Annotated in this window: 13 protein-coding genes and 2 riboswitches; of the genes, 4 read left to right on the top strand and 9 right to left on the bottom strand. The window is 40.2% G+C overall.

Going from position 1 to position 13,382, the window contains the following annotated elements; all coding sequences use genetic code 11:
• Window positions 1-4: 4 nt before the first annotated feature.
• Together mgtE and MHI11_RS13140 are read right to left on the bottom strand one after the other, a co-directional pair.
• Window positions 5-1,363 (bottom strand): magnesium transporter, encoded by a 1,359-nt coding sequence (gene mgtE, locus MHI11_RS13135; protein ID WP_003212108.1) that lies wholly within the window; start codon window positions 1,361-1,363, stop codon window positions 5-7.
• A gap of 207 nt (window positions 1,364-1,570) precedes the next feature.
• A riboswitch (M-box (ykoK) riboswitch) is annotated at window positions 1,571-1,734 on the bottom strand.
• Window positions 1,735-1,866: 132 nt separating this feature from the next.
• Window positions 1,867-2,007, bottom strand: coding sequence for a hypothetical protein (locus MHI11_RS13140; RefSeq protein ID WP_003212346.1), 141 nt, complete (start codon window positions 2,005-2,007; stop codon window positions 1,867-1,869).
• Between the two features lie 260 nt (window positions 2,008-2,267).
• Between MHI11_RS13140 and MHI11_RS13145 the strand changes: the two genes are divergently transcribed.
• Window positions 2,268-3,560, top strand: coding sequence for an aminotransferase class V-fold PLP-dependent enzyme (locus MHI11_RS13145; RefSeq protein WP_185106978.1), 1,293 nt, complete (start codon window positions 2,268-2,270; stop codon window positions 3,558-3,560).
• A 333-nt stretch (window positions 3,561-3,893) separates the two neighbouring features.
• On the opposite strand, the gene MHI11_RS13150 is transcribed toward MHI11_RS13145, so the two are convergent.
• From MHI11_RS13150 to MHI11_RS13175, 6 genes are all read right to left on the bottom strand, one after another.
• A complete protein-coding gene (locus MHI11_RS13150) occupies window positions 3,894-4,412 on the bottom strand; it encodes a PepSY domain-containing protein (RefSeq protein WP_003211816.1) in 519 nt (172 codons plus the stop codon).
• A 93-nt stretch (window positions 4,413-4,505) separates the two neighbouring features.
• On the bottom strand, window positions 4,506-5,192 hold the full coding sequence (locus MHI11_RS13155) for a PepSY domain-containing protein (protein ID WP_340961204.1): 687 nt from the start codon (window positions 5,190-5,192) through the stop codon (window positions 4,506-4,508).
• A gap of 66 nt (window positions 5,193-5,258) precedes the next feature.
• The gene (locus tag MHI11_RS13160) at window positions 5,259-6,608 is read right to left on the bottom strand and encodes a sensor histidine kinase (protein ID WP_340961206.1); all 1,350 of its coding nucleotides are present in this window, start codon (window positions 6,606-6,608) and stop codon (window positions 5,259-5,261) included.
• 3 nt (window positions 6,609-6,611) lie between these two features.
• Window positions 6,612-7,298, bottom strand: a complete 687-nt coding sequence (locus tag MHI11_RS13165) for a response regulator transcription factor (RefSeq protein WP_106067721.1) — start codon at window positions 7,296-7,298, stop codon at window positions 6,612-6,614.
• A gap of 236 nt (window positions 7,299-7,534) precedes the next feature.
• Window positions 7,535-7,738: a helix-turn-helix transcriptional regulator gene (locus MHI11_RS13170; RefSeq protein ID WP_050945187.1), complete on the bottom strand. Its 204-nt coding sequence runs from the start codon at window positions 7,736-7,738 to the stop codon at window positions 7,535-7,537.
• Complete coding sequence (locus MHI11_RS13175; protein ID WP_065097134.1) at window positions 7,739-8,041, bottom strand: hypothetical protein; 303 nt, start codon at window positions 8,039-8,041, stop codon at window positions 7,739-7,741.
• Between the two features lie 457 nt (window positions 8,042-8,498).
• Here MHI11_RS13175 and MHI11_RS13180 point away from each other — a divergent pair, with 457 nt between their 5' ends.
• The 3 genes from MHI11_RS13180 to MHI11_RS13190 all read left to right on the top strand — a co-directional run bounded on the left by MHI11_RS13180 (window position 8,499) and on the right by MHI11_RS13190 (window position 12,813).
• Entirely contained in the window at window positions 8,499-9,458 is a 960-nt protein-coding gene (locus tag MHI11_RS13180) for a S8 family peptidase (RefSeq protein ID WP_003210884.1), read from the top strand.
• 112 nt (window positions 9,459-9,570) lie between these two features.
• Window positions 9,571-9,762, top strand: a riboswitch (cobalamin riboswitch).
• Window positions 9,763-9,915: 153 nt separating this feature from the next.
• Window positions 9,916-12,204 (top strand): 5-methyltetrahydropteroyltriglutamate--homocysteine S-methyltransferase, encoded by a 2,289-nt coding sequence (gene metE, locus MHI11_RS13185; RefSeq protein WP_106067719.1) that lies wholly within the window; start codon window positions 9,916-9,918, stop codon window positions 12,202-12,204.
• A gap of 138 nt (window positions 12,205-12,342) precedes the next feature.
• Window positions 12,343-12,813: a nucleoside deaminase gene (locus MHI11_RS13190; protein WP_003212370.1), complete on the top strand. Its 471-nt coding sequence runs from the start codon at window positions 12,343-12,345 to the stop codon at window positions 12,811-12,813.
• 58 nt (window positions 12,814-12,871) lie between these two features.
• Here MHI11_RS13190 and MHI11_RS13195 read toward each other — a convergent pair whose 3' ends face one another.
• A complete protein-coding gene (locus MHI11_RS13195) occupies window positions 12,872-13,288 on the bottom strand; it encodes an organic hydroperoxide resistance protein (RefSeq protein ID WP_065097132.1) in 417 nt (138 codons plus the stop codon).
• Between the last annotated feature and the right edge of the window lie 94 nt (window positions 13,289-13,382).

A 13,382-nucleotide genomic window follows, 5' to 3' on the forward strand; every position in this document is an offset into this window, starting at 1 on the left:
TTTGCTACATCAGTGTATGAAGGAATGCTGTTGCAATTCCAAAATAGATCAGTAAGGATAAAATATCATTCAATGTTGTGATCAGCGGCCCAGATGCAATAGCTGGGTCCACGTTTAATCTGTGTAAAATAATCGGTACGACCGTACCTGCCATAGTCCCAATAATCAGTGTTGCAAGCAGCGAGGAACCAACAACAAAACCTAAAATCATATTGCCCTGCCACACCATTGCGACGACTGTAATAATAATGGAACAGACAATCCCAATGTAAATACTCGTTCTCAGCTCTCTAAAAATAAGACGCATGATGGTTTTTTTCGTTAATTCTTCTTTTGAAAGCCCTCTAATGACGACGGCAAGAGACTGTGTCCCTGTATTCCCTGTCATCCCGGCAATCATCGGCATGAAGAACGCTAAAGCAACGACTTGCTGAAGGGTACCTTCAAAATAATTTAAAATACTGCCTGAAATCAGCCCAATGAACAAGAGTAAAATGAGCCACGGAAGACGGCGGTATGCCGCCACAAATGCCGGCGTATCGAACGTGATATCTTTACCAGAGGCAGCAAACTTTTCATAGTCTTCGCCCGCCTCTTGAATCACAACATCAATGATATCATCGACTGTAACAATTCCGACTAGAACATTGTTCTCTTCCACAACAGGAATCGCAAGGAAATCATATCGTTCAATCAGCTTTGCGATTTCCTCCTGATCCTGAAAGGCTCCAACGGCAATGACTCTTGTAAACATGAGATCCTGTACCTTTTCATCCGGTTCACCTAAAATGAGATCCCGGTATGAGAGAACGCCTACAAGCTGTTTTTGATCATTAATCACATATAAATAGTTGATTGATTCCGCAATTTCAGCAAAGCTTTTCAGCTTCACAACTGCATCCTGCACTGTAAAATGCTGAGGAATCCAAACGTAACGGTTGGTCATGATCCGTCCCGCTGTCTCAGCAGGATAATTCATAAGAAGCTGGACGGCCTTGGATTCCTCTGCTTCCATGTTAGATAAAAGCTGATCCTTTAGCTCATCCTCCATCTCATCAAATAAGTTGGCTAGATCATCGTTATCCATTTTGTTTGTGACGAAGGTCGCTTTGTCTTTCCCTACTTTTTCAAGAACAATTTCTTGATATTCCCGCTCCAGCTCACCCATCATTTCTGTCACGTCATCGACTGGTAAAAAGCTGAGGAAGCGGCCGCGGTGTTTCTCTGGAAGTTCTTTAAATAAGTAGGCCATATCATATGGCTGAAGTTCTTCCATGATGTTTTTAAATTCTTTTCGTTTTCCATCTCTTAGTAAAATAATGATGCGTAAAATGAGTTCATCATACGTAATATTTTGTATCATCGCTCTTACCTCCCCAAAGTCAGGAGATACCCGAATCCCTTAGAATGTGCGGGGGTCAGGATCTCCTCTATCTGATGTCTCAATCTGATCTTTTGACATATCCTCTATGTGTCTCGAATCGGGATGATCCATCCCCACACCTCCTTTTCTCATAAAAAAGCACCTTCAACCGAATGAAGGCGCTTTGTAAGCATGACAAATAAACACTTGCTCCTTCAATCGTAGAGCTTTAGCACTGTATGGCATAGGAAAAATCCAGCTGCATTAAAAATCACCTTATGTCGATGATTTCTGTTGACCCATTGGCGTCTTTGGACATTTTTGGGCAGCAGCGTATCTCCATACAGGAGCCTCACCTAACGAAGTCTCATATTGTTGACACACTGAGATTACAGAAAAAGCGCAGTGATGTCAATAAGCAAGATGCCAATTTCCCTTATGTATTCGCTTACTTTTGAAAAAAAGAGCGATAGACAAAGTAGACCATCGCCCTTTCATGTCTTTTATTCCTCTTCTGGCTGATTCATATCCTCTTGGGAGAGGAGATGAAAGGAATCATGCAAAAACAAAGCATATCCTTCTCCGTCAGGATGCGGAACATATTCCGCATGGTCCATTGTTTGCTCTTCTTCTTTTTTCTTCATATTCTCTCGCCTCCTTTCCCGTAGTTTGTCCCAATGAAAAAACCTTACACATGAAAGTGTAAGAAGTGATTAGTACAAAACGGCTGAACTCATAAAGGTGCGGCGAATGTCACCATTGGCAATGCACTGATAACCGTCGCTATAGCTAAAAATGAATGATTGTTTACAAAAAAAAGATCTCTCTGATTAGGGTACAGCCATTGATTGATAACACAATGTATAATACTAAGTATAAAAATTGAATATTGGGGGATATGATAATGAACGAAACTACACTGAACATGCACTTTTCAAATGATTTATTAAAAAAAGTAAGAGAACAATTTTTATATATTGATGAGGATCCTATCCTAAAAAAGGAACGACTTTTTTTTGACAATGCAGGTGGCTCTCTTCGTTTAAAACAGGCAAATCATATATTTTCAATCATTGATGGCATCCCAGATTGTTCTGAAAGAAATCATAAAACTGCAAAACACTTGATTGATATCCATAAAAAGGGGATTGTTGATCTTCAAACCATTTTTAACGTGAAACAAGGAAGCTTCGCCACATATCTGACAGCATCACAGGCTATCTTTCAAACTACGGGTATCATTGCAGAACATATTCAAGGAACAAATATTGTCACAACATCCTTAGAACATCCAGCAGCCTATGACGCAGCTAGTTTTTATGCAAATAAATTAAACAAAGAGCTGAGAGTGGCCAAGTCTAATCCTTTAACAGGTGGAGTGAACGTAGAAGACATCTTGGCATTAATCGATCAAGATACTGTTCTTCTAAGCGTCATCTATGCTTCGAATATCTCTGGTGCTATTTTAGACATTGAACAAATTGTACAAGAGGCAAGAAAAAAGAAACCAAACTTATTTATCATGGTTGATGCCGTTCAACATGCACCTCATGGTTTAATTGATATTGAAAAAACACCTGTGGATGTGATAAATTTTGCCCCATATAAATTTTTTGGTGTTAGAGGCTGCGGGATTGCTTATTTATCGGAAAGAGCTGCTCTTCTCCCTCATCATAAGTTAAAAGGAAAGAAAGAAACTGAATGGGGTCTAGGAACTCCAGCACCTGCTCATTATGCGGCTATTAGCGCAATTGTTGATTATGTGTGCTGGCTTGGAGGTCATTTTACAACAGTGAATGCCAGACGACAGTTATTCGCAGCAGGTATGGAAGCTATCGGAAAACAAGAAAGGTCTTTATTAAAAATAATGCTAGACGGGACACCCAACGTAAAAGGGCTAAGAGAAATCAAAGGAGTTACCGTGCATCTTGATGACCATGATTTATCAAAAAAAGATTTCATCGTAGCCATATCGATAGAAGGAACAAACCATGAGGATGCAGTAAGACAATATGAACAGCACGGTGTGATCGTATATGAAAGGTTGAATACAAGCATTTATTCTAAAAGGATGCTGGATTCCTTTGGAATGAAAGGGGCTATTAGAATATCACCTCTCCATTGTCATACTATTCAAGAGATTGAGACGTTTTTAAGAACAACTGAAATGATAAGCAATCAATATAAAAAGCATTAACATGCTTGCAGATTGTTGACAAAGGGTAAAATGATCTTTATTTTAGCCCTTTGTCTTCTTTTCAGCGTGATAGAAAACCTTTGAAGTCTAGGAAGGACGAGTACTGGAGCGGAGCGAATTTGACATTCGTGAGCACCAGCACGCAGGACTGACACCGAATGCGAGGGTTTGTCTACACGCTGAAAGCATTAACATGCTTGGTGTACAGATACATGGAAGTACGCTATTCAGTTTGATATTCATTTGTACTTGTATACAATCAATTAGGCAAAAATAACGGTCTGAACCATCGGTTCAGACCGCATACAAATTTATCTTAGGATTGCTGGCGTATTAATCATCCCATTCTTGCTTCAGGATTTTGCCTGTTTTAGCGGAAATCTCAAAATCAACTTCCTCGCCGTTTGGTGTGGTGATTTCGACTTCATATAAGTACACACCATTTTCTTTATCTAAATCAGAATCTGTGACTGTTCCTTTTACTTTTGCAAGGGCAATTTGTTCAGCCTGCTTTTTAGTGATTTTCACATTTTGTTTCTTTTCTTTGACTGGATCATTCAACGCTTTTCCTGTTTTGGCATCGACATATACTTTATATTCAAAGCCGCCTTTTTTAATCTCGACCTCGTACACCCATTTTCCTTTTTTACGCTCAAGATCCACATCGTCCACATACCCTTTCACCACTTTTAGGGCTGCTTTTTCTGCTTGTTTCTTTGAGACAAACGAAGATTTCTTTTGCACCACTTGCTCCGCGTGTGCTGTTTGATTTGTATTTTGCGCTTGAAGTGTGAAACCACCTGCGACAAGAGTTCCTGTTAATGCTGTAATTACTAGTACTTTTTTCATCATGTTCATGTCCTCCTCTATTTGATTTCTCCTTTATCTTAAAGAAACAAGATGATAAAGGAAGGAAAGAAACATGAGAAAATCATGAGAAAAGGATTAGTTTTCGTACGTAATTCCTTCTATATCCCCTGTATATGCGTTCACAAGCACCTCTGCCTCTCGCCCATCAGGCAAATCCAGCTCCACCTCAAATACGAGCATACCGCTAAATGTTTCAAGATCGGCATCATCCACTGTCCCTCCGACTTCTTTTACTGCAATTCGGATGGCTTCTTCGACCGTGATTTTTGTCATTTTCTTTTCTTTAGAGGTCGGGTTTTTCTTTTCTGCTTCAAGCACCTTAAACGTTTGCTTATCGACATCGACTTGATATAATTCTTTTTTTGATTGGATCGTAAAGATAAAACGATCGGACTTTTCTTTCTTTTGAATGACCGTACCGCTCACTTTTTTAACAGCCGCTTCTTCTGCCAGAAGCTCAGCATTTTTTTCATTTGGCTTTTGATAGCTTTTTAACTGCTTGATTTCTTTCATTTGACCGCTTGCGGAGGATACAATGATTTGATAGATCCCATTTGAATTTTCCAGGGTCAAGGTATAGTCCTGTTTATGATTGATTAAATCAATATTTGTAATGTTTCCATTGTAGTCTTTTGCGATGATTTTTTTGATCTCTGCTTCACTTAATATTTTTTGATCAATGGTTTGAATCATGAGCATTGCAAAGGCTGCAACGACGAGACATCCTGCAAACGCAAGCACCATTTTCGTTTTTCTAGACATGCAGCTCCTCCTTCCTATTTCCTATTTTATAAGGAGGAAATGAGAAATTGATGAGAAAAGACCCATTTATTTCGGGAAAAGAATGGTCATGGTTGTCCCTTCGCCGATTCGGCTGTCTACCATCAGCTCAGCTCCATGCTCTTCTGCAATTTGCTTCGCAATTGAAAGACCAAGACCCGTTCCGCCGGTCTCACTGTTTCTTGCTTCATCCACACGGAAAAAGCGGTCAAAGATTTTCGGAAGATTCTCTTCTTTTATGCCAATTCCATGGTCAACGACTGAAATATACGGCTTCTCTCCTCTCCATCCGCAGGTCACATCAACTGGCTCTGTACTATATTTGACCGCATTATCAATCAAGATGGTCAAAAGCTGTTTGATTTTCTCTTCATCCCCCTCAGCGACGAGCGGCTGATCTGTTTGCACATCAGGATCAATGGTTCGATTCGTTGCGACTTCAAGTGAATGGCATATCTGCTTGCATAAATGGCCAAGATCAACTGGCCTCATGTCCAAGTAAAGCGGCTGACCATTTTTCGCAAGTGTTAATAATTGATCTGTCAGCCTTTTCATTTTTTTCGCTTCATCATGAATCGCTTGAGAGGATTCTTCTATAACCTCTGGACGTGTTTGTCCCCAGCGCTTTAGTAAATTGCTGTAGCTCATAATGACGGTAATCGGTGTCTTCAATTCATGAGAGGCATCATGCAAGAATTGCTGCTCTTTCTCATAATGCTTCTCGAGTATTTCTGACATTTCATTAAAGGTTTGTCCCATTTGATACAATTCATCCTTTGAATCCCCTGCTAGTTTGATTCGCTTAAACGCCTTCTCCTTCATACTTGCCTTCATGGTGCTCGTCATTCTACTAATAGGGCGTACGATTTGTTTTGTTAAAATGTGGCCAGCAAAATAGGAAAGCACTATAATTAAAACGCCAGCAGCGATTAAAATCATTCTTAATAACGCCAAATTCTCTTCCGTATTTTCGATTTCTTCATATACTTGAAGCGACACAATCTCTCCATTTGTCCAAATGACCGGAATCGCAGCGAACGCAATCATATGCTTGTTGTATTCTTTTATTTCTGCTGTCTGACCAGTTTCATATGTAAAAGGCAGTGAGCTAAACGTTGATTCCTTTGTGACAGTCAACTTTGACTCACCCTTTTCTGTCACGACACGGATCATACCATTTTGGGGCAGGTACGCTTTCAGCAGCTCCGAGGATGGAAGACCCTCTTCTTCTGATTTTTTTAAGGCAATGGCAATATTTTCAGCGACCTCAGACAGCCGGGACATATCTTTTTGCGTTAAGGTCATCGAAAAAATAAAATAAATGGCTGTATGAAATAGCAGCACCATTAAAAACAAGGACAACGATGTATAAAGCTGAATTTTATTTTTTAATCTCATTCTTTATCCTTTCATCACATAACCCACACCTCTCACTGTGTGAATCAGCTGTTTTTCGAATGGGTAATCGACTTTTTTCCTTAAATAACGAATATAGACATCCACTACGTTTGTGTCACCGAAGTAATCAAAGCCCCAAACGGCTGTTAAAAGCTGATCTCTTGTAAGCACTTGCTGCTGATGCTTCAGCAAGTGGACAAGCAGGTCAAATTCTCTCGGTGTGAGCTCAAGCATTTGCCCGGCCCTTTGTATGTCTCTTGTTTTCTCGTTGACGGTCAAATCTGCTATGCTAAGCTCTGTTTCCTTTTCTTCTTGCGCATGAATATTCAACCTTAGCTGCGCACGAATTCGCGCTAATAATTCTTCTATGTCAAAAGGCTTTGTAATATAATCATTCGCCCCAAGATCGAGGCCGCTTACTTTATCAGGCACACTCCCTCTTGCTGTTATCAAAATAATAGGTGTCGCTGTATTTGTCTTTCGAACCCTTCTCAGCACTTCAAGACCGCTCAATTCTGGAAGCATGACGTCAAGCAGCACCAAATCGAAGCTTTCCTCTTCAAGAGCCTTGAGTCCATCCATTCCTGTCTCTTTGACTGTCACCTCATATCCTTCATATTCAAGCTCTAGTGACAGCACCCTTGCAATTTTCTTTTCATCTTCGACTACGAGTATCTTCCCTTTGTTCATCTCTATCTCTCCTATCTGAAAGGCAAGCTTGTCTTTCCATTATTATATGTTGCCTTTCCCATTTGGAACAGTCACAAACTTCACGTCTTTTTTTACTTAAAAAAGGAACACATATTTAATAAAGCTGTATTCATTTTCATCAATTTTTAAACATAGTCATTCAATCTCACGAAATACAGAGAAATCAAATTGAATAGATGCTCAACAAAAAAAGCCTCTTTCTTGAGGCTTTTTATTTATTTCGTTTTAGGATTATTGTCAAAAAGCTCGTCTACTGTGGTATCCAGAACAGTTGCAATGTCAAAGGCTAATTGTAAAGTAGGATCATATTTATCATTTTCAATGGCATTTATGGTTTGTCTTGAGACCTTACAACGTTTAGCCAGTTCTTCTTGGGATAATTTAAAAGATTTTCTGAGTTCTCTAATATGATTTTGCATTTAATCACCATATTTTTTTCTGTAAATGATTAATGAAAACAAATATATGATTGAGATCAGAGTCAAAAACATGATAGGGGAAACTCCAAAACCTTTATAAGAATTTTTTTCTTGAATCATTAAAAATATGGCCTGTGCGACTTCTAATACCAGTATACCGATTACCACCATAAAAGCATAGGATTGAGCTTTCGAGTAGATAAATTTCTTTCTCTCATCACCTTTTTGAATCATTGGTGCAATAAAGATGAACAGTCCGATCAGTAATAATATAACTGAATACAAAATTTTTACAACATCCATTTATTCGTCCCCTCTCCATCAAAATGTAAAAAACTCTTTACATTTAAAATCATAGCATCATTCCGATAAATGTCAAATACTTTTTACATTTTATTTTATATAACGTTATCATAAAAAAACAATCATTCGCCCCTCGCTTGTGCTCTTCCTTCCCTTCTATTTATCATCTCCTGATTTCATTGTTATGTAGTTTGCCTCTTTTAGTCCTTTTCACCCATTTTCATCTATACAGGTGCAAGCTCACTATGCAGCATTTCCTTCTTTTTCATATGATATCAAGAGTTTTCCTCAAAAGTTGAGTTCTTTCGTCAAGAAGTGAGGAGAACTGCACTTTTGATAATAGATTGATTATTTGAAAAATTATTACAATTGACCCTTTCCGATCAAAAGTTTCTTTTATACAATAACATTACGCAGCCTGAATCTACTTTGAAAACAAAATAAGGAGGGCTTTCTTATGAAAGGTGAAATTCGCTTAATTCCGTATGAAGTAAAAGCCAATGTGATGGAAGCGAAAGAGACGCCGGAAAGTATTCAGGAGATTAAAGCACCCGAACTTTGGTCAAGTGGCTTCAAAGGAAAAGGCATAACCATTGCTGTCCTTGATACAGGCTGTGACACAGAGCATCCCGACTTAAAAGATCAGATTATCGGAGGCAAGAACTTTACCGATGATGACAATGGAGATGCTGAAAATGTAAAAGACTACAACGGGCATGGTACCCATGTAGCAGGAACGATTGCAGCAACAGATCAAAATGGCGGAATTCTAGGGGTTGCCCCTGAAGCCAAGCTGCTGATCGTGAAAGTTCTTGGCGGTGAAAATGGCAGCGGGAAATACGAATGGATCATTAATGGCATCAACTATGCCGCTGAGCAGAAGGTGGATATTATCTCTATGTCTCTCGGTGGTCCAAGCAATGAGCCCGCCTTGCAGGAAGCCATTCAAAATGCTGTGAAAAGCGGTGTACTTGTTGTGTGCGCAGCAGGAAATGAAGGGGACGGGGACGAGCGTACAGAAGAATTCTCCTACCCTGCAGCATACAATGAAGTCATTGCCGTCGGCTCTGTCTCCCTTGCAAGAGAATCCTCTGAATTCTCCAACGCCAATAAAGAAATCGACCTCGTCGCTCCAGGAGAAGACATTTTATCCACTCTTCCTAACCATAAATATGGCAGACTCACAGGCACCTCAATGGCTGCCCCTCACGTGAGCGGTGCACTAGCCATTATTAAAAATGCCGAAGAAGAAGCGTTCCAGCGCAAGCTGACAGAGCCTGAGGTCTATGCTCAGCTTGTCAGAAGAACCCTTCCACTGAAGCAATCTAAAGCCCTCGTCGGAAATGGATTTTTATATTTAACTGCGCCTGATGTCCTTTTAGAAAAAACATTGGAAGCAGATCTTTTATCTCTATAGCTTGAATAGAGGTCCTGAGAATAGATAGAATTTTCTCAGGATTTTTTTAATTAAAATTATTCAAAATTTACTTTGACGAAATGAAATGGACGTTATATAATCGAACACAATAAATTCATAGTTTGAGAGTCGGTAATTCGATCATACGTCGAATTTTAATTGGGAAGACCGGTGAAAATCCGGCGCGGTCCCGCCACTGTGAGTGAGGAGAGCTTTTCTCATGAATCCACTGTCATAAGGACGGGAAGGAAGAAAAGCTTGCAGATTCACCAGCCAGGATACCAGCCGCTCTATCACATCAAACCCCCTACGGTTGATAGGAGATGTCGGAAAAAGCGTCAGTTATGCTCACGTCTTATTTCGCACACACATTTTGTCTTTTTAAACCAGACATTTGCCCTCATCAATCTTCACCATGAGTGTAAATGTCTTTTTATATTTAGAGGAGGAATTGGAATTGACAATTGTTAAAACAAGTAATCTAGGTTTCCCGCGAATTGGTTTAAACAGAGAATGGAAAAAAGCACTTGAGTCTTATTGGAAAGGTCAAACTGACCGTGAAACCCTCTTAAGCACACTGGATGAACAATTTTTAACTGCCATTAAAACGCAAATTGATCAACAAATTGATGTTGTTCCTTCTGGAGATTTTACCTTCTACGATCACGTGCTCGATACTGCTGTCATGTTCAATTGGATTCCAGAGCGCTTCCGCAGCTTAAAAGACCCGCTAGATACATACTTCGCGATGGCAAGAGGAACAAAAGATGCTGTCTCAAGTGAAATGACAAAATGGTTTAATACAAACTATCACTACATCGTTCCAGAATACGAAAAAACCACCGAATTCAAACTCACACATAACAAACCGCTTGAAGCTTACGAAAAGGTGAAAAAGGCGTTTGGTGTTGAAACAAAACCTGTCGTACTTGGTCTTTATACATTTGTCTCACTTTCTAAAGGCTATGAACCAAATGAAGTAAAAGAGATTCAGCAGCGTCTCGTCCCGCTTTATACTCAAGTTTTAAAAGAACTTGAAGAAGCCGGCGTCAAATGGGTACAAATTGATGAGCCAGCACTTGTCACAGCTTCATATGAAGACGTGAAATCCGTCAAAGAAATCTATCAAACGATCAAAGAAGCCGTACCTGCCTTAAATATTCTTCTTCAAACATACTTTGATTCAGTAGATGCCTATGAAGAGCTTGTCACATATCCTGTTGAAGCCATCGGTCTTGATTTTGTCCACGATCAAGGACGCAATCTTGATCAAGTGAAAAAGCATGGCTTCCCGAAAGATAAAATTTTATCAGCAGGCGTCATTGATGGAAGAAATATTTGGAGATCAGATCTTGGCGAAAGATTGTCATTCGTTTCTGAGGTCATTGCTGACGCTCAGCCGAAGGAAGTATGGCTGCAGCCATCAAGCAGTTTGCTGCATGTACCAGTTGCAAAACACCCAAGCGAACAGCTTGAAGAAAAACTATTAAACGGACTGTCTTATGCTACTGAAAAGCTGGCTGAATTAACAACATTAAAAGAAGGCTTAACAAAAGGCGCCGCAGCGATTGAAGCAGACATCAATGAAGCCAAGCAAGCACTTCTTACTTTAAAAGAATTTGCAAAAGGAACCAATGCGGATTTGACAGCAGAACGCAACAATCTTTCATCGAAAGACTTTAAACGTCCAGTTGCCTTTGAAGAGCGCCTTCGTATCCAAAACGAATCTCTTGAACTGCCGCTCTTGCCAACAACAACCATTGGCAGCTTCCCGCAGTCTGCTGAAGTGCGAAGTGCTCGTCAAAAATGGCGTAAAAATGAATGGACAGATGCAGAATATGATGAATTTATTAAGAAAGAAACAAAAAGATGGATTGATATTCAGGAGGAAATCGGTCTGGACGTTCTCGTACATGGAGAATTCGAGCGTACAGACATGGTTGAATACTTTGGTGAAAAGCTAGCCGGATTTGCCTTTACGAAATTTGCTTGGGTACAATCCTACGGCTCACGCTGCGTGAAGCCGCCAATCATTTATGGAGATGTCGAGTTTACAGCGCCAATGACCGTGAAAGAGACGGTTTACGCACAAAGCTTAACGGAGAAAAAGGTCAAAGGAATGCTGACAGGTCCTGTCACCATCTTAAACTGGTCTTTCCCAAGAACAGATATCTCCCGAAAAGACATTGCCTTCCAAATCGCTTTCGCATTACGTAAAGAGGTAGAAGCGTTAGAAGAAGCAGGGATTCAAGTCATTCAAGTGGATGAACCTGCACTAAGAGAAGGTCTTCCGCTCAAAGAAAGTGATTGGGCAGACTATTTAAACTGGGCAGCAGAGTCATTCCGTCTATCAACATCATCTGTTCAAAATGAAACGCAAATTCATACACATATGTGCTACAGTAACTTCGAGGATATTGTCGATACGATTGAAGACCTTGATGCCGACGTGATCACTATTGAACATTCACGCAGTCATGGTGGATTCCTCGATTACCTAGAGAAGCACCCGTATTTGAAAGGACTTGGACTTGGTGTATATGACATCCATAGCCCGCGCGTTCCATCTATCGAAGAAATGAGTCAAATCATTGATGATGCACTGAACGTATGCCCGGCAGATCGCTTCTGGGTGAATCCTGACTGTGGTCTAAAAACGAGACAAGAGCCTGAAACCATTGCTGCTTTGAAAAACATGGTGACGGCAGCTGAAGTCGCTCGTAAAAAGCTGGCGCAGCATGCATAATTGATACCCTCTCCCCTGCTATCATGGCGGGGGATTTTTATGCGTAAATTGTCCTGCTTGACCATCTACTAGGAGGTTTCCTTTTCTAGCATGATTCGTTTATACTAGAGAAGTCAGTCGAACAAAGGGAGGAAGACAATGAATCACGAAGATTTTTTACAACGCGCAATTGATCTTGCAGTAGAAGGAGTCAATAGTGGTACTGGCGGCCCTTTTGGAGCAGTCATTGTCAAGGATGGACAGATTATTGCCGAGGGAAGCAACAATGTGACAACAACAAATGATCCAACCGCACATGCTGAAGTCACAGCCATTCGAAAGGCGTGCCAGACGCTGAATACATACCAATTAGAAGATTGTATTTTATATACAAGCTGTGAGCCTTGTCCGATGTGCCTTGGTGCTATTTACTGGGCTAGACCAAAAGCGGTCTATTTTGCTGCTGGACATCAGGATGCAGCAGTTTCTGGTTTTGATGACTCGTTTATTTATGAAGAAATCAATAAAGATTACGAATCAAGAAATATTCCATTTTATCAGCTGACACTTCAAAAAACCCTTGCACCATTTGAAGCATGGGAAACCTACGAACAAAAGAAAGAATATTAAAAAAGACACCTGCTCATCAGCAGGTGTTTCTTTTTTTCAGCGTAATAGAGAACCTTTTTTATTCAGCCACTTCAAGCTCTACTTCGATGTTTCCTCTTGTTGCTTTTGAATATGGACAGAATTCATGCGCAGCCTCGACAAGCTCTTTCGCCTTGTCATGGTCAAGGCCTTTTGCAGATACAATCAGCTTGACACCAAGCTTAAATCCGCCATCACTTTCATCTTTTAAAAGACTGACATGTCCCTCGACTTCTGATTCAATGTTGACCCCTTGCTTTTTCGCTACTTGTTCAAGTGCCCCTCCGAAACATGCTGCATAGCCCGCTGCAAATAATTGCTCTGGATTCGTACCAGTTTCTCCGTCTTTCTTTGCATTAGGCATGACAATGTTATGATCGAGCACACCATCTTCTGAACGAATATGTCCAGCTCTTCCGTGTTGTGCCTTTACTTTTGCTGTGAATAATGGTTTCATCTTCATCTCCTCCTTTATCTATTTATTCCTTTCACGTTCTATCCAATTCTCAAACATTTATCGCACATTAAAGAATTTTTTCGTTTTTGGGCTG

The organism is Bacillus sp. FSL K6-3312, from assembly GCF_038007485.1.
Classification (GTDB): domain Bacteria; phylum Bacillota; class Bacilli; order Bacillales; family Bacillaceae; genus Bacillus; species Bacillus pumilus.

What these genes read in the sequence shown, in the direction of transcription:
- mgtE (WP_003212108.1), bottom strand. Translation starts at nt 1,363, where the DNA reads ATGATACAAAATATTACGTATGATGAACTCATTTTACGCATCATTATT.
- MHI11_RS13140 (WP_003212346.1), bottom strand. Translation starts at nt 2,007, where the DNA reads ATGAAGAAAAAAGAAGAAGAGCAAACAATGGACCATGCGGAATATGTT.
- MHI11_RS13145 (WP_185106978.1), top strand. Translation starts at nt 2,268, where the DNA reads ATGAACGAAACTACACTGAACATGCACTTTTCAAATGATTTATTAAAA.
- MHI11_RS13150 (WP_003211816.1), bottom strand. Translation starts at nt 4,412, where the DNA reads ATGATGAAAAAAGTACTAGTAATTACAGCATTAACAGGAACTCTTGTC.
- MHI11_RS13155 (WP_340961204.1), bottom strand. Translation starts at nt 5,192, where the DNA reads ATGTCTAGAAAAACGAAAATGGTGCTTGCGTTTGCAGGATGTCTCGTC.
- MHI11_RS13160 (WP_340961206.1), bottom strand. Translation starts at nt 6,608, where the DNA reads ATGAGATTAAAAAATAAAATTCAGCTTTATACATCGTTGTCCTTGTTT.
- MHI11_RS13165 (WP_106067721.1), bottom strand. Translation starts at nt 7,298, where the DNA reads ATGAACAAAGGGAAGATACTCGTAGTCGAAGATGAAAAGAAAATTGCA.
- MHI11_RS13170 (WP_050945187.1), bottom strand. Translation starts at nt 7,738, where the DNA reads ATGCAAAATCATATTAGAGAACTCAGAAAATCTTTTAAATTATCCCAA.
- MHI11_RS13175 (WP_065097134.1), bottom strand. Translation starts at nt 8,041, where the DNA reads ATGGATGTTGTAAAAATTTTGTATTCAGTTATATTATTACTGATCGGA.
- MHI11_RS13180 (WP_003210884.1), top strand. Translation starts at nt 8,499, where the DNA reads ATGAAAGGTGAAATTCGCTTAATTCCGTATGAAGTAAAAGCCAATGTG.
- MHI11_RS13190 (WP_003212370.1), top strand. Translation starts at nt 12,343, where the DNA reads ATGAATCACGAAGATTTTTTACAACGCGCAATTGATCTTGCAGTAGAA.
- MHI11_RS13195 (WP_065097132.1), bottom strand. Translation starts at nt 13,288, where the DNA reads ATGAAACCATTATTCACAGCAAAAGTAAAGGCACAACACGGAAGAGCT.